Raw genomic sequence first — 22,121 nt, 5'->3', positions numbered from 1 at the left:
GACAACGGCGAGGCCGATGATGGCGGGGACCACTACGGCCAGGCTCTTGGCCGCAGAGACAGTGACGGCTCCCAGGAGGAAGCCGCAGAAGAGGTAGATCATTCGCATCACGAGGCCTTATCAGGACTGGTCGTCCCGCCCATCCAGTCCACCAGGCGATCGACAGCGTGCTGCAGCGTCTGAGTCATCAGGATGGCGTCGGCTTCAAAGCGCGCCGCCTCGGAGTCGTCTTCCAGTTCCTGGCGATCATCTTCGATCAGCTGGTCGTCGAACCGGATCGACTTCAGGTGGAGGTCGGACTCGATCACGAACGACACCTGGCCGTCGATGGCCACTGCCAGGCGACTCACTTGCCGGCCGGCATCCAGGTGCTGTTGGATCTCGTCGGTGTCCAGGTCCAGGTAGCGGCAGCGGATGACGCCGTCGTCGCCCTTGGCCTTGAGCTCGACCTGGTCGCCGATCACCATGTCTTCCGCCCGGCTGCCGGGATCGCTGAGCCAAGTCGTCATGGCCCGCATCGGAAGGGTCTGCGTGGCAAGCGGCGTGACCTTCAGGCTGCCCAGGGTCTCGCGCAGCAGGTCCAGCACCTGCTCGGCAGAGGACCGGCTCGTGGCATTGATGCCGACCATGCCTCGCTGGATGTCCCACCAGAGGTCGATGCGCGCAGTCTTGATGAAGGCCTTCGGCAGCAGCTCCTCGTAGACCTGCTCCTTGATGGCGATGCGTTCCTGGCGACGAAGCTTGCGTGCCTCGCTGCTCTCGAGCTCCTCGACCCGGCTCTCGACCTCTTCTCGCACGACGGAGGCCGGCAGGATCCGCTCCTGGCGCAGGGCTGACAGGATGATGTGGCCAGGAGGTCGGACACAGAAAAGGCTGGTGCCGCGTCCTGACGGCGGCGTCCAGCCAATGCGGCGGGCCTCGGATCCACCCAGGGGACGAATGGCTTGGGAGTAGACGGCCTCTTCCAAGGCTTCCGCATCGGCCGGCGGCTCGCAGTGGGCCTTGTATAGGCACAGGGACTTAAACAGCATCTTCGGCTTCCTTCTGTTGGTAGGTTTCGAGCTGGTCGAGCAGCGCCTGCTTTTCTTCCTCGAGCTGCTCAATGCGTTCGATCAGTTGCTCGTGGAACGCATCGCGATCGTTGGCGTCTGCCATGGTCATGTCCTCAAACAAAAACGCGCCCGAATTGGGCGCGCTGTCGTGCTGCTGTCGTCCGGTCAGAAGGGGATCTCGTCGTCGAAGTCGTCAAAGCTCCCTGGATCCGGCGCGCCGAACTGGCCCGCCCGGTTGGCCGGCGCCTCGTTGCGTTGTGCCGTGTCCGGTCGGCCGTCAGGGCCTGTCATCGGTCGGCCCTGCTGCTGCCCGCCTTGCTGCTGATATGCACCCTGCTGACGCTGCTGGCCACCCTGCTGAGGGTATCCACCGCCTTGCTGCCCGGGAGGGCCGTCGAGCAGCTGGATGTCGCGACCGATGACCTCAGTGACGTAGCGGTCCTGGCCGTTCTGATCCTGCCACTTGCGCGTCTGCAGCCGTCCCTCGATGTAGATTTTCGATCCCTTGCGCGCGTACTGCTGGACGATCTCGGCCGGCTGGTTGAACAGGATCACCCGATGCCATTCGGTCTTCTCTTGCTTCTGGCCGGATTGCTTGTCCTTCCAGACCTCACTGGTGGCCACGCTCAGGTTGGCTACAGGCGAGCCACTCTGGGTGTATCGAACCTCGGGATCCTGCCCGAGGTTGCCAATGATGATTACTTTGTTGACGCCGCGTGCCATTGCACTCTCCTTCTCTCGTTTGCTTTCTGCCGGCTACGACGGCAGTCCTTCATGCTCAACGTCGACCGGCTCTATGCCGTCGATAACAAGCAGGGGGTCGACCTCCCTCAGCAGGCCGCGAAGAACTTGCGCCTGCCCCTCCTCGTCATTCCTGATCGAGTCGAAGTTGCTGTGGTCGGTCATCTTCACTGTCATGCGCGCCATGATCCCTGCCAGGCTGTCCGCATCGATGTGATACCCTCGGCCCAGGAACTTGCGCATCCTCAGCATCGAACCCCCGGCATCTTCGTGACGATTCGGCGAGGTGTAGGTCAGGCGGCGTGAAGCCAGGTCCGCATAGAACCGGTCGGACACCAGCGAAGCCCAGTAGCCACCGGCGTCCGAACCCTCGCAGGGAACCCAGTAGACGACGGCTTGGCAGACCGTGAAGTCGAAGGACTTCATGAGCATCGCCGGGTCGTCAAAGTTCCACCGGGTGATGAACTGGACGGTGGTCCGGGGCGGGGCGACGTGGGTGATGGCGTTGTTCGTCTCCAGCACCCGGGCCTGCTTGTTGCGACTGTGGTACAGCTCGGTTGCCGCCAGCTTGAGCCGATCAACGGTAGGGCCGAGAAGATCGATGTCGTTCGGCGGAAGGCCGGCCACGATCTCCCGGATGAACCCTCCGCCCAGCATCAGGCCGTGCCGCTTCATCAGTTCGATCACGTCCTTCGGAAGCCGAAGCATGACGCGGTGGAGGTCTTGCTCTATCAGTTTGCTCATGGCGCTTCTCGCCTCCCTTAGCCGAGCCAGGCTTTAACGTGGCGGATCTTGCCGCTGGTGATGGCGTCCAGAATGGCGACCGCCTCGGTGTACCCCAGGCCGGCGGCCGCGAGATCCTCGAGGGCCTCGTCATAGGGCGTTGCTTCGATCTGCTCGGCAGGTGCCGGCGCGAAGGTCGGCTCGGCGACAGGCTCAGGCGTTTCTGCTGGCTCAGGCTGAGCAGCAACCTGGGCGCGCAGCCTCTCGAGCTCCTCGCGCTCGCGGCGCAGCTCCTCGCGCTCTGCGGCCAGCATCTCGTCCTTCAGCACTGTGCTGTGCATCTCGCGAAGCCGGTGGATGATGCGCGCCTTCTCGTCCTCGGCTTCCTTCGTGATATCGAAGTAGTTCGAGACGTCGATCTCCTCGGCCATGCCGACCAGGCCGGCGATGCCGTCGGAATCCAGGCCCTCGGCGGTGTCCAGTAGCGCGGTGATCTCCTTGTTCAGGCGGTCGCGCAGCTTGGCGATGCGCTCTTCCTTCTCACGCTCCTTGCGATCGTCGATCTCTTTTTTGGCATCACGGAACGGCTTCTCGATGGTCTCGACTTCCTTTACCAGGGAGCTTGAAAAGTCGTTTACCTGTTTGACGAAGTCTCGATGAGGCTTGGTGATAGCCAGGCGCGCCTTGTCAGTGCCGGTGCGCAGGGAGGTCAGTTCGCCGATCGCCTTCTTGCCCTCCTCGTAGCCATCCTTGGTGTCGAAGTCGGGCACGACGGCGTAGGTCTCGCGCAGCTCGGCCAGCTTGGCGTCGATCTGGGAGAGCTCGGTGATGTCCCCCGCCCGGGGGATTGAGATAGCTTTGAGTTCAGACATTTTCCTGCTCCTCTACCTGTTCGGAATGTTGGTCCTGCTGGGCTTCCTGGCGCTTTTGATCGAGTCGATCGAACCCTTCCTGGGCGGCATCCTTCAGCTGCTGGGCAGCCCTGCCGTGTTCCACCCTGGCCAGCGATGCTTTGTCTGGCAGGCGCGCCAGTGCCTGATCCAGTGCAAGCTTGATGCTGCGCTTGTAGGGGATCTTGTTGCGGAGCATCTCGCGGTGGCGGTTGACCCAGTCCGTAAACTCATCGCGGTACTTCTGGATCTCGGCCTCGGCGTCATCCGCCTTGCTGATGCTCTCCTCGGTGCGGCGCGCCTGGACGTATGTGTTGTCGTCAAACAGGCCGGTGAAGACGTCAGCGGCGAAGCCCAGCAGGGACAGGCATTTCTTCATGGCGTCGGAGAGGCTCTTCTTCGGGGCCTCGTTATCGGTCATGAAGGTTCCCTTGGAGGTCTTGTAGACGTACCGAGTGTGGCCAAACTGCGAGACCTGGCCCTTCTCGCCGCCCCACTTGTACCAAAGGGACAGCTTGATGGTGTGTGTCAGCTCGTGGCCGATGATGGACTCGCCCTTGGGGCTGAAGATCGGGGCGCCCTCGTCGATGCGCTCGTCCTCGATCTCGTAGCCCCAGCCAATCCCCATGGGGCCGAACTGAGCGGTCGCCAGGTGGATGAGGTGCATGGTGTCGATCGAGGTGATCTTCTGGCCATTGATGTTGGCGTTTTTGGTGGCGGAGGGAGGTGTCGTCTTGACCCGCTCCCAGAGCGCCAGGTGTGTGCTTTCCTGCTTTTCAGTCTGGTCAGACATGGTGTACTCTCCATGCGTGGATAGTTGTGTGGTGCTTCTGTCCTCGGCCCCAGATCGATGCCCGTCGTCTGGGGTCTTTTCATTTCTCGGCCCTTGCCATAATCCCCAGGCGAAGAGCTGCGTCCTTGACTATCTCGAGGTCGCTCGAAGGATATCCCCAGGGATGTCCCCCGCACCGATCTGGTGAGTGGTCGAAGTATCGCGAATTGAGTAAATGGCCTTTCTTGATGTGGTCGCGGAAGAGTTCAACTAGCGACTTGAGTGTTCCGCCGCTCGTAAAGCCTCTCCATCTGTACGGATAGTGGGTATAGATGCGCCGTTGGCTATAGTGATCGATAAACCAAACACGCCCCCTCTGATCCAATTCCATCCGGCCGTGCCGGCCCTGGTGATGAAAGAACCGACGACCGTGGTCGCCAATTACATGAATAAAGGCGTTCACGTTGGCTAACCGCTTCTGCTCATCCATGCCGACCTCCTAGTCGATGCCGTTGCGCGCGGCGCTGGAGCTGTGGATCATGCTGCGCATCGCGTCATAGCCGTGCTGGTGGCTGTACTCGGTGTCGATGCCCTTGGCGTTGCATCCAGCGAGAACGGCGGCCATCGCCAGGATGATGATCAGGTGTCGCATTGCTTCGTCTCCTCGTTCCATTGCTTGACGGCCGCGCTGATCAGCGGGTGCCTCAAGCAGTCGATGATGGTGTAGGTGAGCTCGTCGCTCTTGTGCTTGATGAGCCAGTCAACGAACTCCCTGGCGGCTCGCTCGTCGTCAGCCATCAGGTGGTCGATCGGCTCTGCGGGGCCCTTGGTGCTGGGCCATTTGACCGGGGCGTTCACGCTGCCGCCCCGACGCGCTCGGCCAGCCACTCCCGAACTTCCTGCTCAAGCAGCTCAATCTCAGCGACCGGCTTCTGGAACCAGTGCACTCTGTTGTCGCTGCGATGATCCATCACGGAGAGCTCGACATTGATCGTGCCTGGGCGCCCCTCGAATCGTCGGTGGCGGATGACGCAAACCGAGGTATAAAGGTCGAGCTCATTGCTGATGCGTTCAGCAAGATCGTGCAGGTTGTCGAGATTCATGGGTCGTTCCTCTTGTCGCCCTGCTCTTCCTCCAGTTCGTTCAGCTCGTCGGAGATGTCGATGAACTCTCGAACAACGATCATGGCTAGCGCCAGGATGAGGACGGACAGGATCAGGAAGGTGAAGCAGACCACCATGGCCGCTTCGCGCTGGGTGTGGTCGACCGGCAGCCAGTCGACGAGAAAGAACAGATTCACCGGGCCCTCCAGATTTGTAGGAGGGGCTCCTTCTGGTTGTTCCACCGGGCGTGGAATTCGGCACACCTAGCCTGGTTGACCGGATCCTTCGGCTCTGCCGCTCGGCATCCAATGACCGGCCTGGCCGGGGATGAAATGATTTTTCCGCGAGCCCTGTTCTGGGCCCGCAGCTCAGCCTGTACCAGCTTGCTTGCGCGGTGCATGAGACCTCCTCACGGGGTAGATGTCTGTTGGGGTGGAGAGCCGCGCGGCAGCTGCCTTGGCGGCCCTCCTACTGGTGTGAAGTCCGAGATCAACTCGGGGAACCACGGGCCGCCCTTCAGGCGTCTCGCGGATGATGTATCGAGTAGCCATGCGATCTCCCAAAAAAAAGAGCCCGGCAGGGGGTGCCGGGCGAATACGCAGGGAATTGCAGGGAACGATGCAGGACGCATCGGGAAGTGCTCGGCAGGTGCGACTGAGCCCTTTCCGATACCGCCTGCTTAGGCCCAGGCGGCTGGCCTCATACCTTGTCGTCAATCAGTTCGGCGGCTGTCTCGAATACCAGCTCGGCAATTCGTGCGCCGAGACTGGCAGCCTCGTCGTTGCGGCCGTCGTGATACGCCGCGCAGATCCGGCAGATCAGATCCTCGTCGGCAGCCTTCTCTCCGCACAGATCCCAGACGTGGCCGGCATTAGTGCTCGAGTCGATGTCTCCGGTAGCAATCAGCCTGGCCATCGCGACAACCCTGGGGTCGTCGTCCAGGTCGGCCACCGGGTCGGTCATGGTCATGCCCATGGCAATCCCCTCCCCTGGTTGTTTGTGGATGTGGCGGCCGGTGCTGATCTCCGGCATCAGGCTCGGGTCGGCTTGGCCGATACCGCAGGGATTCTTTCTGGCCGTTTTAGAGCCTGTTTTTCTCGCGCATCAGCCTACGCATTCGCCACATCGAGAAAGGCCCGACCGTGGAAGGTGGGCGCATGGAGTCGTAGAGTTGGCGCTCTCGCACATGCGCCCGACGGACCCTTCTCGATGCCCACCAGATATCGCCCTGGTGGGCCGGCGTGATTCGAAAATGATTTCACTTGGCAGGCGTTATCTCTCCACTAGGCCTGCATTGGATACCCGCGTCCGGCTGTCGCGGCTCATCACCGCTACGGCGTTCTTCGGGGCTGCATTGTTAAAGAGCATGGCCAGGTGGCCTGTGGTGGGCTGCTGCCCTGTCCATGCTTTAAAATTAGCAGCACTCATTTTTATGGTCAACAGTCCTGCTAATGTTTTTGCGCAAGGACTGCTCATTTTGTGCCAACCTGCTGATGTTTAGGCAATAAAAAACCCGCCACTTGGGCGGGTTGAACTGGATCAATTCGCGCTAGAGGTCTTGCATGGCCTTTTTCACAACGCCAACCAGGGTGCAGTTGCCGTTGATCTCGATAATTGGGTAGGCCGGATTCAAAGGCTTGAGGTAGCGGCGCCCGCCATCTTCTACCAGGCGCTTGAATGTTGCCTCTTGGCTATCTGTCAGCTTGGCCACAACCAGATCGCCAGGGCGAGCATCTAAAGAGGTGTCCACCAATATCCACGACCCTTCTGGGACGCTAGTGCCGACAGCTGCTGTCATTGAATCGCCCCGAACTTTAAGCCAGAAGGCCCCGCCGTCCGGCGCGTGGTAGGTCGTCTCCATGTACTCTTCCGCGCATCCCGGTTCAAACGGCTCGACTGCCTCAGCCCAGCTCCCAGCTACTACCCAGCTAACCACAGGGTACCGGTAGATTTGGGGCGGGGCCTGCACCTCTTCGACGTTTTGCTGACTCGGCGACGGCATGAATTTGCCCAGACGAGGACTCACAGCAGACGGCTCAAAATCGAGTGCGCGCGACAGCTTCAGCAGAGCGTCAAGGTTGAGAGCGATCTTGCCGTTCAGGTACTGGCTTACTGCGCTCTGCCCGCCCCAGTTACAGCGAGCGGCTACCTCGTCCTGAGTCAGCTTGTCACCTCGCGCCTTCGCTTCAGCCTTCCGCTGGTTATAGACCTCCTTCAGACGCTTGGCTTCATCAAGCTGCTCAGGGGTCAGTGGGGAACGATTTGATGAGTTCATACCTGCGTATTTAGAAGTAGCGCTAATGGATTCGCAAACACCTGAGCTTATTTTTTGTTGCTCATTAAAATGAGCGCTGCTACTATTCATGGCATAGCTTTTTAGGCAGGTAGCCAACATGAATGAGATCCCGCTGGCTGAGTTCCTGAACGACCGCACCCAAGAGCAAGCGGCTCGTCAGATCGGCGTCACCCAGAGCCGTATTTCTCAAATGATCCGCTCTAGTTCTGACGTGTATGTCGTGGTTGCCAAGGATGGCTCTGTCGTCTCCGCCTTCGAAAAGCGGCTGATCGGACAGCGGAGCCGGTGCGTCGCCTAACCAATCCCATCCGCCTGCCTGCGAAGGCCGCGACATCTCTGGTTCAGAAGAAGGAACTGTATCCATGCTTTCACACCTCAGTGATCGTCGCTGTAAGCCCGAAGGCGAACATCTTCAGCATCTCGTCAAGCCTCGCTTCACCGATGACGAGTTTGAGCTAATCCAGGCAGAGGCCGCTATGCGCCACGGGGGCCGGCTAGCCCCGCTGGTGCATGAGGCAACGATGCTCGGGCTCGACGTTATGCGTCAGCGTCGCGAAGCCCTCCTCGCCAGGCTGGCCAACGGAGAGGCACCCCCGCCGGAAGAACTGCAGGAGCTCGAATGCCTCCTGGCCGAGATGGCCGAACGTCAGCTCTCTTCCAACAGTATTAATCAATCTCAGTCGGCCTGATAGGGCCAAGGAGTCCGCGATGATCAGTCGCGATTCACTGACGCGGGTGTTCGCACGCATGTCGCCCGAGTCTCAGGAGGCCGCCCAGGCTGAAGCAGCTGCCCGGCGCATGAGCGTAGAGGATGTAGTGCTTGAGGCTTGCTTAAACGACGTTCAAGGGCAGCTGTACGCCCTTCGGCGTCGGGTGCCTGAGCTCATGGTGATGGAGGGTGGCCGCGCGTAAATCCGGCCATCGATTTACGAGGCCCCAGTAGGCCTAAGACCAGACGCAAAAAAGCCCGGAAGGCGACCAAACCAATCCCGGGCTTTTCCAACAAGGCAAGGTGCATTATGACCGATACAGCAGAGATTATCCAGTTCCCCGACCGTCGTGATGACGGCCAATCGCCAGGCCCTGATAGGGCTGGCAGGAGTCCGCAAGTGGAGGATGGGTTTGTTCGCATCGCCAACGAGCTGCATCAGGCGCTTGCCCGGTCGAGAATGACGGGAAATGAGCGTGCCGTAGTTGATGCCGTCATTCGCCTGACCTACGGGTATCAGAAGAAAGAAGCTCGGATCACTGGGAAAACGTTTGCCAAATGGACAGGCCTGGACAGCAGTGACTGCGGGTCTATCGTTGCCGAGCTCGTTCGTCGACACATCTTGGTTAGGGCCGGCAGTCGCTCTCCGATCAGCCTGAACAAAGACTACAGCCAGTGGGAGAAGCCCTGGGGGGCGCAGCGTCGAGTCAAGAGGAAGGATATCGAGTCGGGTGAAAACCGCCCTACTCGGGAATCCGAGGAAGAAACGCCCCAGTCGGGTGATAACCGCCCCACTCAGTCGGGTGATAACCGCCCGACATATAAAGACAGTAAAGACATACCCCCTCTCCCTTCGGTCGAGGGGGAAGGAACGTCGGACGAAACCAACCTGAATTCCGATCCGGTCGGACCGCAGCCGGAGACGACTCACCAGAAGCCAAAAACTCAGCCGAGCAGGCTCGACCTGAGCAATCTGCCCGCCGAGGTATCTGTCGAGGCAGTCCAGGGGTTCATCGAGCACCGCAAGGCACTCAAAAAACCGCTGACCCAGCGCGCACTGAACCTGAACGTCAACGAAGCAATCCGCGCCGCCGAAAACATCCCCGGGCTCACGGCTGATCAAGCGCTGGACGAGGCTGTGCTCGCTGGCTGGCAGGGCGTCAAGGCTGACTGGCTGGCTCGCCGGCTCAGCACCCAGCAACGCCCTGGGAGCGGGATGAATCCAGCCGAGCGGCTTCACGCCGCCAACCAGCAGGCCATCCGTGAAGCCGTAGCACGCCGACAGGCCAGTCCCGGAGTCGTGGGCGACCTGCTCGACGCCGAGGGAGGGCATTGGTGATGACTGAGCACGACTTTGAGGCTTTCGCCGAGGTGTGGAGCCAGGCGCAGGAGATCTACAACCGCAGCGTCACGCCGGGAACCATCGAACTGGTGTTCCGAGCCCTCGAGCAACTCGATCTGAGTGAGATTCGGCGGGCCCTGACACTGCACATCCAGAGCCCGGACACTGGCCAATTCCCGCCGAAGCCTGGCGATGTGATCAAGTTCGCTCGGGGTGATAGCCAGAGCCGCACCTTGCAGGCCTGGGCCAAAGTCGAGCGAGCTATTCGGAGCGTTGGCCACTACCGCGATGTGTGCTTCGACGATCCGCTGATCCATGCCGCCATCGAGCGCATAGGAGGCTGGACCAAGGTGGCCATGATCGAAAGCGAGAAGGACATGGTGTGGCTTCGCCAGCGCTTCGAGGCGCAGTACCGCGCCTATGCCGTGCACCGTCCCGATTCCTGGCCCGCGTTCCTGGCCGGCGCTGCTACCCAGCAGAACACACTGATCGGCCAGCACACTCGGGGCAGCCTGCCAGGGAAAGACATCGCCGTCATCGGTAACCAGCAGCGCGCCTTGCGAGTCATGGAGGGTGGACGCCAGGGAATGGCCAACGGTACGGCGGTGCAGAGGATTACCACCGACAGCCTGGCTGGCGTCATCGAGCACATGAAGAGCAAAGACCAGGGGGCGGCATAGGCATGGGAACTTCAGTGGGACGGCAGTTGCCAGGCGCGGGCCATCGAGAATCGTTCTGGTCTCGCGAGGCGCTCGACTTCCTCGCCAAGCGCTACGGCAAGGAGGGATGGCCGGTCTCCCGGATCCGCAAGGAGCTACCGGGGCCGCCCAAGACAGACCGTGCCATCCGTTCGAAAGCCGCTTACCTGGGCATCACCAAGGGCCGAAAGGCGGGCCGCCAGGCCCACCGCCAGCACATGATTGACGACATCATCGACATGATGCTGCTGGACAGCACGCAGCGTGAGATCGCCCAAGAGCTCTCCAGGCAGTACGAGACCAGGGTCCATCCGGACTGGGTTTCAAGAGTCATGCGCAAGGAGATCAACCCGTCGTCGTACTTCGCCTGGCGTCAGCGCCAGATGGATCGCAACTCACGATGCATGAAGCGCACGCTGTTTTTAAAGAAGGTTGCGCAATGAAAATCACCGACTTCGAGCGTGGGGACCGCTCACCCGTTGAGTTCTTCCCTGGCCTGACCCGCACGAAAAAGACTCCCGTCAAGCGCAAGCCGAGCCGTGCCAACGAGCACCGCCTGCGGTCGACGCTGCCCATCGAGAAGTGTCCCGAGGAAGAGATCGAGACTCGCCGCCGTCTCGCGCGCAAGGCCTACAACAAGGCCGGCACCCGCCATGGCATGTCCGACATCCTGAAAGTTTCCAAGAGCACCATCGACCGGTGGCTATCCACCGAGCATGTCATCGCTGACGACTACCTCGAGATCGTGGCCGCCCTGGCCGAGGGAGGTGACGCATGAGTCTGCGCAGAGGGTACGGCATTGCCTACTGCCCCCAGGGAACCCACTGGGTGGCGGAGAGCCAGATGACGGCATACGAGGGTGGTCACACGGTGCGCCTGAAAGTGTGCCGTGGGTGCCAGATTGGCAAGGTGCCGCGCACCAGTCGCCAGGTCCAGGACGTCTTGAGGAGGGTTGCCCGTGAACAGTGTGCGTGAGGCCTACCAGGCCATGGCCGCCAAGACCGGACTGCGTGACCACGAGAGCGAGATCCTGGCCGCCCTCCGGTGGTTCGGCCCGATGACTCGGCACCGGATCAGCGAGATCACCGGCATCAAGCTCGCCAGCGTGTACTGCCGGTGCTGGGAACTGTCCCGCGTCGGCCAGCTCCGCCTGGTAGGGCGTGAGCTCCTGGGCAAGGGCCGCAGTCGCGGCATCGTCGATGGCGTCCCGGACATGGTCGATCTGATGGAGGGCAAGACCTGATGGCTGCCAAGGGAAAACGACAGCCGGTCTACCTGACCGTCAAGAAGCTGATCGACCCTGCCACCGGCGAGACCGTCGCCGCCATGGTGCCGGCATCCGCCGCCGACAGGTCGATCCTCCGAGAGCGCAAGATCCGCGTGGGCCAGCAGCTGCGAAGCGATCTGACTAAGCCCAGAAATGATGGGTTCCACCGCCTGGTGCATGCCCTGGGCACGCTGGTGCGCGAGAACATCGACGGCTACCGCGACTGCACCGCCCACGAGGCGATCAAGCAGCTCCAGATGAACAGCGGCCACGGTTGCGACGAGACGCGTACCCCGGTGCCTGGCATGGGAGAGCTCGTGAGCCGCCAGCCGAAGTCGATCGCTTACGACTGCATGGACCAGGCCGAGTTCTATCAGCTCGCCCGCAACCTCTGCCGGTACATCGCCGAAGCCTACTGGCCGCAATGCACGCCAGAGCAGGTCGAGCGGATGGTGGACCTGATGCCCCAGGAGGAGACCGCATGATGCTCCGCCCTCGCCTGCAGCCCTTTCGCTCTGCGAAGTGGCTGGCAGCCGTCCATACCATCGAGAACTGTGTGCGCTGCGGCGCACACGGTATCCAGGCCGCCCATCGCAACCAGGGAAAGGGCACCAGCATGAAGGCCAGCGACTGCCTGGTCGCCGCGCTCTGCCCGGCCTGCCACCACGCTATCGACAACGGTAAGCACCTGACGCTCGCCGAACGTCGCGAAGAGATGGACACGGCCATCCTGGCCACCATCGAAGAGCTCGCCATCAATGGGAGGATCGGAGCGCAATGACCAACATCGGAATCTTCAAGTGTGAGACCTGCGGCGCCATGCCCGGTGAGGAGCACTCGCCTGGCTGCGGGAAGCCTGCCCGGGTCATGATCACCCCAGACATGCTGAAGGTGGATGACAGGTGGCTCAAAAAGCCAGCCGCGAAGGTCGAGGACACCGGAGCCCACTACCGCTGGTCTTTCCGCCTACGCCTCACTGACGAGGACGTCGCCCGGGGATTCGTCGACGTGAAGCTGGATCCTTACCGGATCTGCAAGACCGCCGGCATGGAGGGAGGCCCCCGGGAGCACGCCTGCAAGAAGCTGCTGCGCGGCACCAGCAAGGGCTGCACTGAGCGCCGTCTGATCAAGGAGGTCCGTGACGCCTTGGACCGTTGGGAGGAGATGCTCGAGGAGGAAGGCCAATGATGACCATCAGCAGCCCGGCCGGCCGCCGCCTGGCGAAAGCCCACAACGAGTACCTCAAGGCCTCCGCCGCCCTGCGCGATCTCCTCGGCAGCTCGATTGCGAACTACCCGGAGCTGACCGCCAGGAAGCATCGCCAGGACGCCGCCCGCATCGAACTGAACCGCGCCGCCCAGCAGGCAGGGTCCGAGCTCTGCGAGCAGGGATTCCATGACATGGATGGGGAGGATTGATCGTGAAAAACCGTGGCCGCTTTACCCTGCGCCAGTCTGACCTCCTCAACATGACGGACGAGGTTATGGCGATTCAAGCACGAGTCGCGATCCTGGAGACCCGGACGATGTATGTCCATTCCTCCATCGAGTTCCTGGCGGTGGGCCCTGACTTCCGCCCGCTTGAGCCGGGAGAGATGATCCCCGAATACCGGCCGATCTTCACCAGCGACCCAAGGGGCGCCATTGTCCATGTCGAGTTCGTGGAGGCCGCCCAGTGATCACCCTGTTCGTCCCCTTCATGGGGCCCAGCACCAACGATATCTATGCCGGCAAACATTGGCGCCACCGTAAGGCCGACAAAGACTCGGCCAGGCTCTACGTTGCCAATGCTGTCCAGCACGCCGGCCTGGGCGTCCTCCAAGAGCGGGTAAGCCTGATCTTCCGCCCCCAGCACGACAAGCGCTCCTCGATCCGCGACACCGGGAACTATTCCTACACCGCCAAGCTGATCGAAGACGGCCTGGTGTGTGCCGGCGTCCTGGAAGACGACAAGCCGCAGTTCGTCGCCGACTTCTGCATCAAGCCCGCCATCCACCAGCCAGGCGGCCCCAATGGCGTCACGGTGGAGATCGTGCCGGCATGAGTGACAAGCACAACGACAAGCCCCGGGACTCCCGGTACGTGAACAAGCCGAGGAACCAGTGATGACGCCCCAGTACAACGTGACCCACAAGGCCAACACCAGCGGCCGCGACTTCTTCGTCGGTGACATCCATGGCCAGTGGGAGCTCCTGCAGGACCAGCTCGACCAGGTCGCCTTCGACAAGAACATCGATCGCCTGTTCTCCGTGGGGGATCTGATCGACCGGGGCCCTGAGTCAAAGAACTGCCTCAGCCTGGTGTTCGAGCCCTGGTTCCACGCGGTACTGGGCAATCACGAGATGATGGCGGCGTCTGCACTGATCGAGGGGCGAGGCCAGGATCTCTGGTTCGCGAACGGCGGGAACTGGATGTACGACCACAACGCCTTCGAGCTCCGCCTGCTGATGGAGTCCGCCCTCGAGCATCTGCCCGTCAAGCGCACCATCGAGACCGTCTACGGCAACACGATCGGCCTGGTGCATGCCGAGCCTGGGGATCACTGGAGCGACGAGGACATCGACAAGGCGGTGTGGTCCCGCACCAGGGTGACCGAGATGTCGGATCAGAGGGTCGGCGGTATCGACTACGTCGTCGTTGGCCATACGCCTGTGGACCTGCCCGCCATGCTCGGGAACGTCATCTACATCGATACCGGAGCATATGCCACCGGCAGCCTGACCATCGTCGAGGCAAGGGACGTCATCGGCATCGTCTGACGATAAAAAATCGAGACAAATTGCAACACTTTCGGAGCACCACATGAGATACGCCACCGCCAGGCAGATGGTCTTTGACGCATACCGCACGAGCCGTGGATCCGTGATCGCTGCCGCTATCGATCGGGCGAGGATTGGTGCCGAGATCCAGGAGACGGTCAGGGACCAGAACTGGTGCATCGTCCATGGCCTGGAGGCCGGCGCCGTGATCAGCCGGGTGGAGGCTCTTGCGCCCCATATGCGCGACCTGGTGCTGGTGTGCTTCGGGCCCTACACCCAGGACGAGCTCACGGATCGCAGGGAAACGGTCGCCCTGGCGCTGTATCGCACGTTCCTCGTGGCAGGTAGGCGTCTGCCCGGGCAAGGCAAGAGCGGGCCTCCTGCGGCCGCCACGGTCGAGCAATTGAGGGCGTTGTGCCAGGCAGCGCTTTACCACCACAGTCAGACGACCTGGCCGTACCGCCGGCAGGGCCTGTCGACGCCCCAGGCTGTTCGCCGGTGGATGTGGGAGGAATGCGGGGTCAACCTCGAGGGGCGCTGGAGCAACGCCGGCAGGGTCGATTGGGATTCGGTGTGGGCCTGGTTGTGCACCAGGCTCGACGACTGGGAGGCATCAGGCCTGGCGCCGGTGTCGGCATTGGCCAGGCGTCAGACACAAAAAACCCCGGCGGGTGCCGGGGCGTGAAGTGGGTTATCGGCTGGTGATCGCTGCATGGATGGTGGCGGCCTCGATCCAGCGTCCGCTCTGGACGGGATACCAGCCATTCTTCTGGTGCCGCCCCCGCGTGGTGCTGGCGAGATGGCAGAAGATCCAGTCATCCTCGGCCGCGCCGTAGTTCACGATGCGCCACTCCTCCCCTTCGTCAGTGATGATCAGTTCCTGGCCGCTGGCCCTCTCCGCCGCGATGGCGATGTTGCGAACGCAGGCGGCATAGTCCTCGGTGAGCTCGCGATACAGCTGTTCGGTATCCATGGTGACCTCCTCAGTATTGGCCGGAGATGGCCGACTTGATCGCTGTCATCCGCGCGTCTGGCTCGTTGCGGTGGACGACCGAGTAGGAACTGCTATCGAACGCCTCTGCGACGAACTCCTCGCCGATCGGGCAATAGGAAACGGTGACCACCAGCTGCCCTTCCGCGTCATCGATGAAGCCGCCGTTATCGATGTAGTCGTGGCCGTCAAAGGTGAACTTGTTCATGGGTCTTTCCTCGTGGAGTTGCGTGGTGTGACTTCACTGTAGGGGAACATAGTTCCTTGTGTCAAGAACATTGTTCCGGTACATTTCAAGGCAAGCACCACACAAGGAGATCGGCCGTGGAGATCAACGCCGCGAAGTTGCACGATCCAGAAGCCATCCCTGGTCTGCTGGAAAAGCTGTATGACGCCGGATACACGCAGAGCCAGCTGGGGCCGCTGGTAGACGTGGCGCCCAGGTATCTGAGGATGATTGCCAAGGGCGAGAGAAACGGGAGTTATGGCCTGCAGGTCATGCTCGAGGCCCTGGTTGAGAAATTGCCAACTGTGCAGGAATCGTCTAGGATCTCCCCATGATCGATTACTGCGCCCTGGCCTTTTGGTCGGGGCGTTTTCATGGAGGATCCTGTGCCGCCCAACTTGCTCCCGAGCTACGATCTCGTCGTGCTGTCACAGGCCTCCAGTCCAGCCTGGATTGACTTTGCAGCGCCTGCTCTGGGCGCTGCAGTGGGTGCAGCTTTGGCCGGCTACCTCGGCTACCTGGCTTCAATAGGGGCCGGTAAGCGAATGGTCCGCCAGGCGAAGCTTGAGGAGTGCATACTCTTGCTTGGTGAGGTTGAGGTATTCAAGCGCGAGACGATTGCACCAATAAAAAATTATCTCAGGCGTCCAACTACAGAATCAGCGATGCAATCCGCCCAAGACGCGGATTCCGATGGTTTTGTCAGGCTTTGTGAGCGCATCTCGATTTTGGTAAAGCTGCATTGTCGAGAGTGCGAAGATGGAGCAGATAAGCTACTTAAGGCGAGCCATGACTTCAGATCAGTTGTGGTGACGCTGACTGACAGAGCATCACCTCAAAAGAATCCTGATGAAGTAAAAAACCTTCACGATATGACTGCCGAAGTTGAGCGGGCGATAAATATCCAGCTAGGTGAAGTACGCTCTCGCATTGAGAAAGAAGCCACGACGGAAAAGCGAAGCAAAATCTAACTGAGGGCCCTGGCGAACAACGCCGGGGCCTTCTCTTTGCAGCCCCCTTTACTACCCCTGCCGAAATTTGTCGGCACCCCACTCTCACGCCGTGACGGCGCTGGAGGTCACCATGCCCCGCATTTCCCCCGACCAGGCGGGAGGACTAAACGTCTGTGCCTTCCTGGACATGCTGGCCGTGTCCGAGATAGGCGAAGCCATGCTCGCTATGTCCGACGATGGCTATGACGTCCTGGTCGGATCCCTGCCAAGCCGGATGTCCCTGTTCGATGACTACAGCACGCACCCGCTGCCGCGTGGTCACGCCGTGGAGTACCGGCCAGGCCTGTGGTCAACCGCTGCCGGCCGATACCAGATCCTTTCCCGCTATTGGCCCCACTACCGCAACCAGCTCGGCCTGCCCGACTTTGGGCCCGAGAGCCAGGACCGCTACGCCATTCAGCAGGTCAAGGAGCAGCGCGCCCTGCCACTCGTCCAGGCTGGCGAGTTCACCCAGGCGGTAGACCGCTGCCGCAATATCTGGGCGTCACTCCCTGGTGCCGGCTATGGCCAGCACGAGAACTCGATGGAGAAGCTGGCTCGGGCCTACGTCGAGGCCGGCGGCACCTTCGCCCACGACGACGCCACCTGGTATGACCGCGTGGTCAAGGAGAGCGCTGTATGAGCGAGGTGCTGGCAGAGGTTCTCGGTGGCGCCCACATCCCGCTGGGTGCCTATATCGTTTACCGGTGTGTCATGGCGCTGAGAAGCATCAAGGACGCCAGCGCCAGGTTTGCGGTCGAACTGGTGCTGGGTATCTGCGCCGCATTGATCGCGCTGCGACTGACCGACTACACCATGCCCCTCGAGGGCGATACGCGATTCGCTGTGTGGCGGGCACTGGTCTCGCTGACCATGCTCTCGTTCCTCCCCCTTATCAACGCTCTGGCGAGGTCAGATCGGCGATCTGCGAGCTGAGAGGTGCGCCATGCCAGACCTGCTTCTGACGGCCTGGCTGTCCTTTCGGGAGTTCACTGCAGAACCCCCCGTAAGCGCCGCGATTGCCGCAATGACCATGGCGGGGCTGAAGATCCTCGGGTCTCTCCCCCCGCGACCGCCACGCAAATGGCTCGAGGTTCCCATGGTGGGCCTCGCCAGCTACGGCATGGTGCCGATTTCCATCACCCTTGGTGCCGACCCGTCCTGGGCCGCCGGCATTGGCGCCGGTATTGGGTACGTCGGCATGGTGAAGCTGGAGACACGAATCGACCGCCTTCTGGGCGTCAAGGGTGACAAGAAATGACGCAGAGCGAGTACAAGGCGCTGAACGCGCAGATCCGGCGATACCGGCGCCTCTACCGTGGCTTTCTTTGGTCGTTCTGCCTGGCCGCCGCCTTCGGCGTTGCGCAGACGTTCGACAAGGCCGCGATCCGCGAGGAGTACGCCGACACGGTGACCGCCTACCGGGCAGCCGTGTATGGGCTGACCTACGCCCTCTCCGAAGAGCAGGCCAAGGCTGGCAGCTTCGAGGCTGAGGCAATCGACAAGAGCGAGGCGCTCGACGACGAGAAGGGCCATGCCTGGAACCTTCGTCGCCGGGTGACACAGCTGGAACAGGAGCTGCAGCAGTGCCGGGCGACCCAGGAGATGGTCACCAGCCCGGACTGGACCGGCAGCGCCGCCATCATCCTGGAGAGCAGCGAATGAACTGGAGTGATGTAGGTGGATTCCTCTCGGAGATCGCCCCGAGCGTGGGCCAAGCGCTCAAAGAGGCTGCCCCGGGCATGGCTCAGGTTGCAGGCGCAGCGGCTGGCAATGCCGTTGTACCTGGCGCTGGTGCTCTGGTCGGTGCTGCTCTGGGTAAGCGCGTCGCTGACGCACTGGGTACTGAAGCTGTGCCGCAGGCGGTAGCGGATCAGGTGAAGGCCGATCCCGAAGCAGCCAAGATCAAGCTGCTCGAGATCGAGATCGAGATGACGCGCCTCTACTTGGACGACCGCCAGGACGCCCGGGCGATGCAGGTCGCCACGCTCCAGGCCGACAACGCCGGCTGGCTGGCCAGGAATTTCGTGTACCTACTCGGCACCCTGGTGATCGTTGCAGTGTTCGCCTACATCGGCGCGGTGACGTTCGTGGAGCTGACACCCACCGGTGAGCGGTATGCCGACATCGCAGTGACGGGCATTGCCGCAGGCCTGGTCAGCAGCGTCATGGGGTTCTTCCTCGGCAGCCGGCAGCGTCAGCAGGCTACGCGCCCCACAAGCTTCATGGATTCGATCAGGACGCACAAATGACACGCATCACGGAGCTGAACGACCATCGTGCGCATTACTGCATACCGACACCGGACGGGAAGGCTCACGTCGTGCCCGAGGCGATGATCGAGAACATCATCAGCGGCAAGATTTCGATCGATGACGTCGATGACCGCGACCAGGTCATCAGGGCAATCCTGAAGGACTGGCTGAATATCAAGCTCAGGGAGGGGCGACATTGACCACCATCGCCTACAAGAACCGCCAGGTTGCGTGCGACAGCCGGATGACCAGTGACGGAGCCATCATCTCGGATCAGTACCGCAAGTGGGTCGTGCGAGATGACGGAGTGACCTTTTGGCTGAGTGGCGACGCTTCGGCCCATCGTCGCCTGATGGAGGCTTGGCCGAATGGCGAGATCGGATCCAACCACAAGGGGGTCAATGCGTTGGCCTGGGACGGCACAGAGCTGTTCGCCGTCTACGTCGATGAGGAGGGCCGGATCAGCAACTGCCCTCACGACCTGTCCGAGCCAATGGCGCTCGGTAGCGGCGCAGACCACGCCATCACCGCGATGGACATGGGGGCCGATCCGCGCACCGCTGTTGCCATGGCCGCCCGTCGAGACTGCGCCACCGGCGGTATAATCCGAGTGTCGCAGCTGTAATGCATACCTGATTCCGGCAAGAGGACGACTGTATGACCTACAACGTCACAAAGGAGATGGTGGACGAGGCCATGAAGGCAGTCGACCTGCCTGACGTCAGCGACATCCGGTTGCTCGCTGCTTTGCTCGCGAGGAAAGACATCGAGCTCTCGCCCTTTTACCGAAATGAGTCGGGCTGTCATTACGAGGCAAAGGTGGAGACTGGAGAGGGCTTTCATGCCGTTGTCCTGTTTTCCCCGCAAGCTCTGACCGCTGTGGCTGAGGCGTATCCCGAGCTGCACATTATTGCTCGGGGCCACCGAACGCCGGATCTGTCAGAGAAATGATTCCGCAGCCGTGAGGCATAAGGGGGTGATCGTCATCTCCGCACCGCGCAACGGTACGCGGTAGGGCCACGTCGAGAGACGCCGCCCGAACCCCGCCCGGCACGTCGTGAGACGCCCGGGCATCTTTTTATGGAGGCGCTGCCCGTGAGGGCACCGCGACGCATATGCCAAGACAACGCTATGACTGGGAGGCGATCGAGCGCGAATATCGCACTGGTCGCTTGTCCCTCCAGGAACTCTCCCGCCGTTACGGGCCTCACCCCTCGACCATCAGTTCCCGCGCGAAGAAGCGCAATTGGGCCCAGGATCTGACCGAGAAGGTCCGTCAGCGCACCCGGGAGAAAATCTCCCGCCGCATGGACGATGCCCACCTGGATGGCCTGGATCCCTCCAGCGACGAGGCCATTGTCGAACTGGCCGCCCAGGAGAATGCCGGTGTCGTCCAGAGCCACCGCGTCCGCCTGCAGCGCTGGCGTGAGCTCGAGGAACGCTACGCCACCCTGCTGGGCAACCAGATGGCGGCCGACAAGGTCTCCACCCTCGATCGCAACGGCAACCTGGTGGAGATCGACCAGCCCCTGGAGTACTTCGGCAAGGCCATGGGCCATGGCACCCAGGCCCTGGATCGCCTTCTGAAGCACGAGCGCCTGGCCTACGGCCTCGATGACGACGAAGACGACGAAGAGCAGACGTTCGAGCAGATGATGCGGAGCGTGGCGCCTGCGGACGATGACCAGGACTGATCGCGAGAAAGAGGTCAAGCGCGCCGAAGCCTATCTCCGGGCGCACGCCAAAGGACGGCTGACCGATCCTGCGGATCTACGCGAGGCCATGTCACTGAAATGGTTCCGCCTGGCGTCGCTGTACCACATCAAGGACAAGAAGGGCCGCAAGGTCAGGTTTCGACCGAACCACGCCCAGCGTGAGCGGTACATCAATGACCACGTCCTCAACATCATCCTGAAGGCCCGCCAGCTCGGCTTCACGACGTTCGAGATGATCGACGCCCTGGACGACTGCCTGTTCCGGGACAACTTCAGCGCTGGCTGTATCTGCCACAAGCTGGAAGACGCTCAGGACATATTCCAGAACAAGATCGTTTTCGCCTTCGAGAACATCGACCCGTCATGGCGCCGGATCTGCAAGACGGCGCTTGGCTTCGCGATCCCCAGGGCCAAGAGCGACAAGGGTGGATCAGGCAGCTACACGTTCACCAACGGCTCGAGCATCAAGGTCTCGACCTCCTACCGTGGCGGCACCCTGCAGCGCTTGCACGTCTCCGAGTTCGGGAAAATCTGCAAACAGTTCCCGCACAAGGCTCAGGAGATCGTCACCGGCGCCTTCGAGGCGGTGGGCATTGGCAACGTCATCACCCTGGAGTCGACCGCCGAGGGCCGCGAGGGCTACTTCTTCGACTACTGCCAGTCCGCGCGCAACCTGCAGGACGAAGGCCGCCCACTGACCGAGCTCGATTTCCAGTTCCACTTCTTCCCCTGGTGGGGCGAGCCCAGCTACACCATGGACCCGGAGGGGGTGCCGATCCCCCAGCGGCTGCGCGAGTACTTCGAGGATCTCGAGCACAAGCATGGGATCCCGACCACCCCCGGCCAGCAGGCCTGGTACGCCAAGAAGTCGGAGAAGCTCCAGGACGACATGCAGCGGGAGTATCCGTCCACCCCGGACGAGGCCTTCGCCCAGTCGATCGAGGGCGCCTACTACGCCACCCAGATGCGTGACGCCCGCAAGGATAAGCGCATCACCAGCCAGGTCCACGTCAACCCGAGCCTGCCGGTCTATACCGCCTGGGATCTGGGCATGAACGACACGATGTGCATCTGGTTCGCCCAGGTCGTCGGCCGGGAGGTCCACCTGGTGGACTACCTCGAGGGCGAGGGGGAAGGCATCGAGTACTACGCCGACATCCTGAACAAGAAAGGCTACCGGTATGGCGGGCACTTCGGCCCCCACGACCTGGCAGTCCGAGAGCTCGGCACCGGCATGAGCCGCGCCGACAAGGCCAAGGAGTTCGGCATCCGCTTCGAGATCGTGAGCAGGATCTCCAACCAGGCCGAGGGCATCCAGGCCGTGCGCAACTTCCTGCCGATGTGTTGGTTCGACGAGGAGGCGTGCGAGCAAGGGGTCAAATGCCTGGATAATTACCGCAAGGAATGGGACGAGAAGCGCGGCGTCTACAAGGACAGGCCTCGACACGACTGGGCCTCTCACGGCGCCAAAGCCTTCGAGACGCTGGCACGCGCCCCGCTGTTCAAGCTCACGCAATTGCCGGCCAGCCGCCCTGCCCGCCGAGAGCGCGGTGGTTGGGGCGCCCACACATAACATCCTGCCGGGAGGCAC

Annotated in this window: 43 protein-coding genes; 28 read left to right on the top strand and 15 right to left on the bottom strand. The window is 61.8% G+C overall.

The genetic code is table 11. From position 1 onward, the window contains the following. Positions 1-107: 107 nt before the first annotated feature. The 13 genes from KUW00_RS15830 to KUW00_RS15775 form a co-directional block, all read right to left on the bottom strand. Complete coding sequence (locus tag KUW00_RS15830; RefSeq protein ID WP_222569559.1) at positions 108-1,031, bottom strand: recombination-associated protein RdgC; 924 nt, start codon at positions 1,029-1,031, stop codon at positions 108-110. Further along, on the bottom strand, positions 1,021-1,155 hold the full coding sequence (locus KUW00_RS22445) for a GapR family DNA-binding domain-containing protein (RefSeq protein WP_261392224.1): 135 nt from the start codon (positions 1,153-1,155) through the stop codon (positions 1,021-1,023). The genes KUW00_RS15830 and KUW00_RS22445 overlap by 11 nt, the downstream gene beginning before the upstream one ends. Before the next feature lie 62 nt (positions 1,156-1,217). After that, positions 1,218-1,775, bottom strand: coding sequence for a single-stranded DNA-binding protein (locus KUW00_RS15825; protein WP_222569558.1), 558 nt, complete (start codon positions 1,773-1,775; stop codon positions 1,218-1,220). A gap of 33 nt (positions 1,776-1,808) precedes the next feature. Beyond that, positions 1,809-2,537: a hypothetical protein gene (locus tag KUW00_RS15820; protein ID WP_222569557.1), complete on the bottom strand. Its 729-nt coding sequence runs from the start codon at positions 2,535-2,537 to the stop codon at positions 1,809-1,811. Positions 2,538-2,554: 17 nt separating this feature from the next. Then, the gene (locus KUW00_RS15815; protein WP_222569556.1) at positions 2,555-3,388 is read right to left on the bottom strand and encodes a hypothetical protein; all 834 of its coding nucleotides are present in this window, start codon (positions 3,386-3,388) and stop codon (positions 2,555-2,557) included. Then, positions 3,381-4,199, bottom strand: a complete 819-nt coding sequence (locus KUW00_RS15810; protein ID WP_222569555.1) for a hypothetical protein — start codon at positions 4,197-4,199, stop codon at positions 3,381-3,383. The genes KUW00_RS15815 and KUW00_RS15810 overlap by 8 nt, the downstream gene beginning before the upstream one ends. 79 nt (positions 4,200-4,278) lie before the next feature. Next, the gene (locus tag KUW00_RS15805; RefSeq protein ID WP_222569554.1) at positions 4,279-4,668 is read right to left on the bottom strand and encodes a hypothetical protein; all 390 of its coding nucleotides are present in this window, start codon (positions 4,666-4,668) and stop codon (positions 4,279-4,281) included. 9 nt (positions 4,669-4,677) lie between these two features. Then, complete coding sequence (locus KUW00_RS15800) at positions 4,678-4,830, bottom strand: hypothetical protein (protein WP_222569553.1); 153 nt, start codon at positions 4,828-4,830, stop codon at positions 4,678-4,680. After that, positions 4,818-5,036, bottom strand: a complete 219-nt coding sequence (locus KUW00_RS15795) for a hypothetical protein (protein ID WP_222569552.1) — start codon at positions 5,034-5,036, stop codon at positions 4,818-4,820. Before KUW00_RS15795 ends, KUW00_RS15800 begins: the two co-directional genes overlap by 13 nt. Further along, positions 5,033-5,281, bottom strand: a complete 249-nt coding sequence (locus KUW00_RS15790; protein WP_222569551.1) for a hypothetical protein — start codon at positions 5,279-5,281, stop codon at positions 5,033-5,035. The genes KUW00_RS15795 and KUW00_RS15790 overlap by 4 nt, the downstream gene beginning before the upstream one ends. After that, a complete protein-coding gene (locus KUW00_RS15785) occupies positions 5,278-5,478 on the bottom strand; it encodes a hypothetical protein (protein ID WP_108449323.1) in 201 nt (66 codons plus the stop codon). Before KUW00_RS15785 ends, KUW00_RS15790 begins: the two co-directional genes overlap by 4 nt. A gap of 502 nt (positions 5,479-5,980) precedes the next feature. Beyond that, positions 5,981-6,313, bottom strand: coding sequence for a hypothetical protein (locus KUW00_RS15780; RefSeq protein WP_222569550.1), 333 nt, complete (start codon positions 6,311-6,313; stop codon positions 5,981-5,983). Between the two features lie 517 nt (positions 6,314-6,830). Next, complete coding sequence (locus tag KUW00_RS15775) at positions 6,831-7,676, bottom strand: LexA family protein (RefSeq protein WP_222569549.1); 846 nt, start codon at positions 7,674-7,676, stop codon at positions 6,831-6,833. Between KUW00_RS15775 and KUW00_RS15770 the strand changes: the two genes are divergently transcribed. The 16 genes from KUW00_RS15770 to KUW00_RS15695 all read left to right on the top strand — a co-directional run bounded on the left by KUW00_RS15770 (position 7,675) and on the right by KUW00_RS15695 (position 15,036). Continuing rightward, positions 7,675-7,875, top strand: a complete 201-nt coding sequence (locus KUW00_RS15770) for a Cro/CI family transcriptional regulator (protein ID WP_108449326.1) — start codon at positions 7,675-7,677, stop codon at positions 7,873-7,875. The genes KUW00_RS15775 and KUW00_RS15770 overlap by 2 nt on opposite strands. Positions 7,876-7,939: 64 nt before the next feature. Continuing rightward, a complete protein-coding gene (locus KUW00_RS15765; protein ID WP_108449327.1) occupies positions 7,940-8,266 on the top strand; it encodes a hypothetical protein in 327 nt (108 codons plus the stop codon). Between the two features lie 330 nt (positions 8,267-8,596). Next, positions 8,597-9,625: a replication protein gene (locus KUW00_RS15760; protein WP_222569548.1), complete on the top strand. Its 1,029-nt coding sequence runs from the start codon at positions 8,597-8,599 to the stop codon at positions 9,623-9,625. Next, complete coding sequence (locus tag KUW00_RS15755; protein WP_222569547.1) at positions 9,625-10,308, top strand: DUF6475 domain-containing protein; 684 nt, start codon at positions 9,625-9,627, stop codon at positions 10,306-10,308. Before KUW00_RS15760 ends, KUW00_RS15755 begins: the two co-directional genes overlap by 1 nt. A gap of 2 nt (positions 10,309-10,310) precedes the next feature. Next, positions 10,311-10,769: a hypothetical protein gene (locus tag KUW00_RS15750; protein WP_222569546.1), complete on the top strand. Its 459-nt coding sequence runs from the start codon at positions 10,311-10,313 to the stop codon at positions 10,767-10,769. Next, positions 10,766-11,104 carry a hypothetical protein gene (locus KUW00_RS15745; RefSeq protein WP_222569545.1) on the top strand — a complete coding sequence of 113 codons (339 nt, stop codon included), beginning with the start codon at positions 10,766-10,768 and terminating at the stop codon, positions 11,102-11,104. Before KUW00_RS15750 ends, KUW00_RS15745 begins: the two co-directional genes overlap by 4 nt. Further along, complete coding sequence (locus KUW00_RS15740; protein WP_222569544.1) at positions 11,101-11,301, top strand: hypothetical protein; 201 nt, start codon at positions 11,101-11,103, stop codon at positions 11,299-11,301. The genes KUW00_RS15745 and KUW00_RS15740 overlap by 4 nt, the downstream gene beginning before the upstream one ends. Then, positions 11,285-11,569 (top strand): hypothetical protein, encoded by a 285-nt coding sequence (locus KUW00_RS15735; RefSeq protein WP_222569543.1) that lies wholly within the window; start codon positions 11,285-11,287, stop codon positions 11,567-11,569. Before KUW00_RS15740 ends, KUW00_RS15735 begins: the two co-directional genes overlap by 17 nt. Beyond that, positions 11,569-12,078, top strand: coding sequence for a hypothetical protein (locus tag KUW00_RS15730; protein WP_222569542.1), 510 nt, complete (start codon positions 11,569-11,571; stop codon positions 12,076-12,078). The genes KUW00_RS15735 and KUW00_RS15730 overlap by 1 nt, the downstream gene beginning before the upstream one ends. After that, positions 12,075-12,374 carry a hypothetical protein gene (locus tag KUW00_RS15725; protein WP_261392221.1) on the top strand — a complete coding sequence of 100 codons (300 nt, stop codon included), beginning with the start codon at positions 12,075-12,077 and terminating at the stop codon, positions 12,372-12,374. Before KUW00_RS15730 ends, KUW00_RS15725 begins: the two co-directional genes overlap by 4 nt. Next, entirely contained in the window at positions 12,371-12,781 is a 411-nt protein-coding gene (locus tag KUW00_RS15720) for a hypothetical protein (RefSeq protein WP_222569541.1), read from the top strand. The genes KUW00_RS15725 and KUW00_RS15720 overlap by 4 nt, the downstream gene beginning before the upstream one ends. Continuing rightward, on the top strand, positions 12,778-13,011 hold the full coding sequence (locus tag KUW00_RS15715) for a hypothetical protein (protein ID WP_222569540.1): 234 nt from the start codon (positions 12,778-12,780) through the stop codon (positions 13,009-13,011). Before KUW00_RS15720 ends, KUW00_RS15715 begins: the two co-directional genes overlap by 4 nt. A gap of 2 nt (positions 13,012-13,013) precedes the next feature. Continuing rightward, a complete protein-coding gene (locus KUW00_RS15710) occupies positions 13,014-13,271 on the top strand; it encodes a hypothetical protein (protein ID WP_222569539.1) in 258 nt (85 codons plus the stop codon). Beyond that, entirely contained in the window at positions 13,268-13,636 is a 369-nt protein-coding gene (locus KUW00_RS15705) for a hypothetical protein (RefSeq protein ID WP_222569538.1), read from the top strand. Before KUW00_RS15710 ends, KUW00_RS15705 begins: the two co-directional genes overlap by 4 nt. Before the next feature lie 61 nt (positions 13,637-13,697). Beyond that, positions 13,698-14,351: a metallophosphoesterase gene (locus tag KUW00_RS15700; RefSeq protein WP_222569537.1), complete on the top strand. Its 654-nt coding sequence runs from the start codon at positions 13,698-13,700 to the stop codon at positions 14,349-14,351. A 103-nt stretch (positions 14,352-14,454) separates the two neighbouring features. Further along, complete coding sequence (locus KUW00_RS15695) at positions 14,455-15,036, top strand: hypothetical protein (protein WP_315901170.1); 582 nt, start codon at positions 14,455-14,457, stop codon at positions 15,034-15,036. 6 nt (positions 15,037-15,042) lie between these two features. Here KUW00_RS15695 and KUW00_RS15690 read toward each other — a convergent pair whose 3' ends face one another. Continuing rightward, a complete protein-coding gene (locus KUW00_RS15690; protein ID WP_222569536.1) occupies positions 15,043-15,324 on the bottom strand; it encodes a hypothetical protein in 282 nt (93 codons plus the stop codon). A 10-nt stretch (positions 15,325-15,334) separates the two neighbouring features. Then, entirely contained in the window at positions 15,335-15,550 is a 216-nt protein-coding gene (locus tag KUW00_RS15685) for a hypothetical protein (RefSeq protein WP_222569535.1), read from the bottom strand. A 116-nt stretch (positions 15,551-15,666) separates the two neighbouring features. Between KUW00_RS15685 and KUW00_RS15680 the strand changes: the two genes are divergently transcribed. The 12 genes from KUW00_RS15680 to KUW00_RS15625 all read left to right on the top strand — a co-directional run bounded on the left by KUW00_RS15680 (position 15,667) and on the right by KUW00_RS15625 (position 22,103). Then, entirely contained in the window at positions 15,667-15,903 is a 237-nt protein-coding gene (locus KUW00_RS15680) for a hypothetical protein (RefSeq protein ID WP_222569534.1), read from the top strand. 39 nt (positions 15,904-15,942) lie between these two features. After that, positions 15,943-16,539 (top strand): hypothetical protein, encoded by a 597-nt coding sequence (locus KUW00_RS15675; protein ID WP_222569533.1) that lies wholly within the window; start codon positions 15,943-15,945, stop codon positions 16,537-16,539. A gap of 112 nt (positions 16,540-16,651) precedes the next feature. Beyond that, positions 16,652-17,203, top strand: coding sequence for a glycoside hydrolase family 104 protein (locus KUW00_RS15670; protein WP_222569532.1), 552 nt, complete (start codon positions 16,652-16,654; stop codon positions 17,201-17,203). Continuing rightward, complete coding sequence (locus KUW00_RS15665) at positions 17,200-17,496, top strand: hypothetical protein (protein ID WP_222569531.1); 297 nt, start codon at positions 17,200-17,202, stop codon at positions 17,494-17,496. The genes KUW00_RS15670 and KUW00_RS15665 overlap by 4 nt, the downstream gene beginning before the upstream one ends. Positions 17,497-17,506: 10 nt before the next feature. Further along, positions 17,507-17,821: a phage holin family protein gene (locus KUW00_RS15660; RefSeq protein ID WP_108449344.1), complete on the top strand. Its 315-nt coding sequence runs from the start codon at positions 17,507-17,509 to the stop codon at positions 17,819-17,821. Next, a complete protein-coding gene (locus KUW00_RS15655; RefSeq protein WP_222569530.1) occupies positions 17,818-18,225 on the top strand; it encodes a hypothetical protein in 408 nt (135 codons plus the stop codon). Before KUW00_RS15660 ends, KUW00_RS15655 begins: the two co-directional genes overlap by 4 nt. Next, complete coding sequence (locus KUW00_RS15650) at positions 18,222-18,812, top strand: hypothetical protein (RefSeq protein ID WP_222569529.1); 591 nt, start codon at positions 18,222-18,224, stop codon at positions 18,810-18,812. Before KUW00_RS15655 ends, KUW00_RS15650 begins: the two co-directional genes overlap by 4 nt. Continuing rightward, on the top strand, positions 18,809-19,015 hold the full coding sequence (locus KUW00_RS15645) for a hypothetical protein (protein WP_222569528.1): 207 nt from the start codon (positions 18,809-18,811) through the stop codon (positions 19,013-19,015). The genes KUW00_RS15650 and KUW00_RS15645 overlap by 4 nt, the downstream gene beginning before the upstream one ends. Beyond that, the gene (locus KUW00_RS15640; RefSeq protein ID WP_222569527.1) at positions 19,012-19,440 is read left to right on the top strand and encodes a hypothetical protein; all 429 of its coding nucleotides are present in this window, start codon (positions 19,012-19,014) and stop codon (positions 19,438-19,440) included. The genes KUW00_RS15645 and KUW00_RS15640 overlap by 4 nt, the downstream gene beginning before the upstream one ends. 32 nt (positions 19,441-19,472) lie before the next feature. Then, on the top strand, positions 19,473-19,766 hold the full coding sequence (locus KUW00_RS15635; RefSeq protein WP_222569526.1) for a hypothetical protein: 294 nt from the start codon (positions 19,473-19,475) through the stop codon (positions 19,764-19,766). 164 nt (positions 19,767-19,930) lie between these two features. Next, entirely contained in the window at positions 19,931-20,509 is a 579-nt protein-coding gene (locus KUW00_RS15630) for a hypothetical protein (protein ID WP_222569525.1), read from the top strand. After that, positions 20,496-22,103 (top strand): terminase, encoded by a 1,608-nt coding sequence (locus KUW00_RS15625; protein ID WP_222569524.1) that lies wholly within the window; start codon positions 20,496-20,498, stop codon positions 22,101-22,103. Before KUW00_RS15630 ends, KUW00_RS15625 begins: the two co-directional genes overlap by 14 nt. The last annotated feature ends 18 nt before the right edge of the window (positions 22,104-22,121 follow it).

Origin of the sequence: Halomonas sp. DP5N14-9 (genome assembly GCF_019802175.1) — a bacterium.
Lineage (GTDB): Bacteria > Pseudomonadota > Gammaproteobacteria > Pseudomonadales > Halomonadaceae > Halomonas > Halomonas litopenaei.
The sequence above is the reverse complement of the archived record's forward strand: the minus strand, read 5'-3'. Positions and strand labels throughout refer to the sequence as shown.

Excerpts from the sequence above, each read along its gene's own strand:
- KUW00_RS15830 (WP_222569559.1), bottom strand. The coding sequence starts at position 1,031 with ATGCTGTTTAAGTCCCTGTGCCTATACAAGGCCCACTGCGAGCCGCCG.
- KUW00_RS22445 (WP_261392224.1), bottom strand. The coding sequence starts at position 1,155 with ATGGCAGACGCCAACGATCGCGATGCGTTCCACGAGCAACTGATCGAA.
- KUW00_RS15825 (WP_222569558.1), bottom strand. The coding sequence starts at position 1,775 with ATGGCACGCGGCGTCAACAAAGTAATCATCATTGGCAACCTCGGGCAG.
- KUW00_RS15820 (WP_222569557.1), bottom strand. The coding sequence starts at position 2,537 with ATGAGCAAACTGATAGAGCAAGACCTCCACCGCGTCATGCTTCGGCTT.
- KUW00_RS15815 (WP_222569556.1), bottom strand. The coding sequence starts at position 3,388 with ATGTCTGAACTCAAAGCTATCTCAATCCCCCGGGCGGGGGACATCACC.
- KUW00_RS15810 (WP_222569555.1), bottom strand. The coding sequence starts at position 4,199 with ATGTCTGACCAGACTGAAAAGCAGGAAAGCACACACCTGGCGCTCTGG.
- KUW00_RS15805 (WP_222569554.1), bottom strand. The coding sequence starts at position 4,668 with ATGGATGAGCAGAAGCGGTTAGCCAACGTGAACGCCTTTATTCATGTA.
- KUW00_RS15800 (WP_222569553.1), bottom strand. The coding sequence starts at position 4,830 with ATGCGACACCTGATCATCATCCTGGCGATGGCCGCCGTTCTCGCTGGA.
- KUW00_RS15790 (WP_222569551.1), bottom strand. The coding sequence starts at position 5,281 with ATGAATCTCGACAACCTGCACGATCTTGCTGAACGCATCAGCAATGAG.
- KUW00_RS15780 (WP_222569550.1), bottom strand. The coding sequence starts at position 6,313 with ATGCCGGAGATCAGCACCGGCCGCCACATCCACAAACAACCAGGGGAG.
- KUW00_RS15770 (WP_108449326.1), top strand. The coding sequence starts at position 7,675 with ATGAATGAGATCCCGCTGGCTGAGTTCCTGAACGACCGCACCCAAGAG.
- KUW00_RS15775 (WP_222569549.1), bottom strand. The coding sequence starts at position 7,676 with ATGTTGGCTACCTGCCTAAAAAGCTATGCCATGAATAGTAGCAGCGCT.
- KUW00_RS15765 (WP_108449327.1), top strand. The coding sequence starts at position 7,940 with ATGCTTTCACACCTCAGTGATCGTCGCTGTAAGCCCGAAGGCGAACAT.
- KUW00_RS15760 (WP_222569548.1), top strand. The coding sequence starts at position 8,597 with ATGACCGATACAGCAGAGATTATCCAGTTCCCCGACCGTCGTGATGAC.
- KUW00_RS15755 (WP_222569547.1), top strand. The coding sequence starts at position 9,625 with ATGACTGAGCACGACTTTGAGGCTTTCGCCGAGGTGTGGAGCCAGGCG.
- KUW00_RS15750 (WP_222569546.1), top strand. The coding sequence starts at position 10,311 with ATGGGAACTTCAGTGGGACGGCAGTTGCCAGGCGCGGGCCATCGAGAA.
- KUW00_RS15745 (WP_222569545.1), top strand. The coding sequence starts at position 10,766 with ATGAAAATCACCGACTTCGAGCGTGGGGACCGCTCACCCGTTGAGTTC.
- KUW00_RS15740 (WP_222569544.1), top strand. The coding sequence starts at position 11,101 with ATGAGTCTGCGCAGAGGGTACGGCATTGCCTACTGCCCCCAGGGAACC.
- KUW00_RS15730 (WP_222569542.1), top strand. The coding sequence starts at position 11,569 with ATGGCTGCCAAGGGAAAACGACAGCCGGTCTACCTGACCGTCAAGAAG.
- KUW00_RS15725 (WP_261392221.1), top strand. The coding sequence starts at position 12,075 with ATGATGCTCCGCCCTCGCCTGCAGCCCTTTCGCTCTGCGAAGTGGCTG.
- KUW00_RS15720 (WP_222569541.1), top strand. The coding sequence starts at position 12,371 with ATGACCAACATCGGAATCTTCAAGTGTGAGACCTGCGGCGCCATGCCC.
- KUW00_RS15715 (WP_222569540.1), top strand. The coding sequence starts at position 12,778 with ATGATGACCATCAGCAGCCCGGCCGGCCGCCGCCTGGCGAAAGCCCAC.
- KUW00_RS15700 (WP_222569537.1), top strand. The coding sequence starts at position 13,698 with ATGACGCCCCAGTACAACGTGACCCACAAGGCCAACACCAGCGGCCGC.
- KUW00_RS15690 (WP_222569536.1), bottom strand. The coding sequence starts at position 15,324 with ATGGATACCGAACAGCTGTATCGCGAGCTCACCGAGGACTATGCCGCC.
- KUW00_RS15685 (WP_222569535.1), bottom strand. The coding sequence starts at position 15,550 with ATGAACAAGTTCACCTTTGACGGCCACGACTACATCGATAACGGCGGC.
- KUW00_RS15675 (WP_222569533.1), top strand. The coding sequence starts at position 15,943 with ATGGAGGATCCTGTGCCGCCCAACTTGCTCCCGAGCTACGATCTCGTC.
- KUW00_RS15670 (WP_222569532.1), top strand. The coding sequence starts at position 16,652 with ATGCCCCGCATTTCCCCCGACCAGGCGGGAGGACTAAACGTCTGTGCC.
- KUW00_RS15665 (WP_222569531.1), top strand. The coding sequence starts at position 17,200 with ATGAGCGAGGTGCTGGCAGAGGTTCTCGGTGGCGCCCACATCCCGCTG.
- KUW00_RS15660 (WP_108449344.1), top strand. The coding sequence starts at position 17,507 with ATGCCAGACCTGCTTCTGACGGCCTGGCTGTCCTTTCGGGAGTTCACT.
- KUW00_RS15655 (WP_222569530.1), top strand. The coding sequence starts at position 17,818 with ATGACGCAGAGCGAGTACAAGGCGCTGAACGCGCAGATCCGGCGATAC.
- KUW00_RS15650 (WP_222569529.1), top strand. The coding sequence starts at position 18,222 with ATGAACTGGAGTGATGTAGGTGGATTCCTCTCGGAGATCGCCCCGAGC.
- KUW00_RS15645 (WP_222569528.1), top strand. The coding sequence starts at position 18,809 with ATGACACGCATCACGGAGCTGAACGACCATCGTGCGCATTACTGCATA.
- KUW00_RS15635 (WP_222569526.1), top strand. The coding sequence starts at position 19,473 with ATGACCTACAACGTCACAAAGGAGATGGTGGACGAGGCCATGAAGGCA.
- KUW00_RS15630 (WP_222569525.1), top strand. The coding sequence starts at position 19,931 with ATGCCAAGACAACGCTATGACTGGGAGGCGATCGAGCGCGAATATCGC.
- KUW00_RS15625 (WP_222569524.1), top strand. The coding sequence starts at position 20,496 with ATGACCAGGACTGATCGCGAGAAAGAGGTCAAGCGCGCCGAAGCCTAT.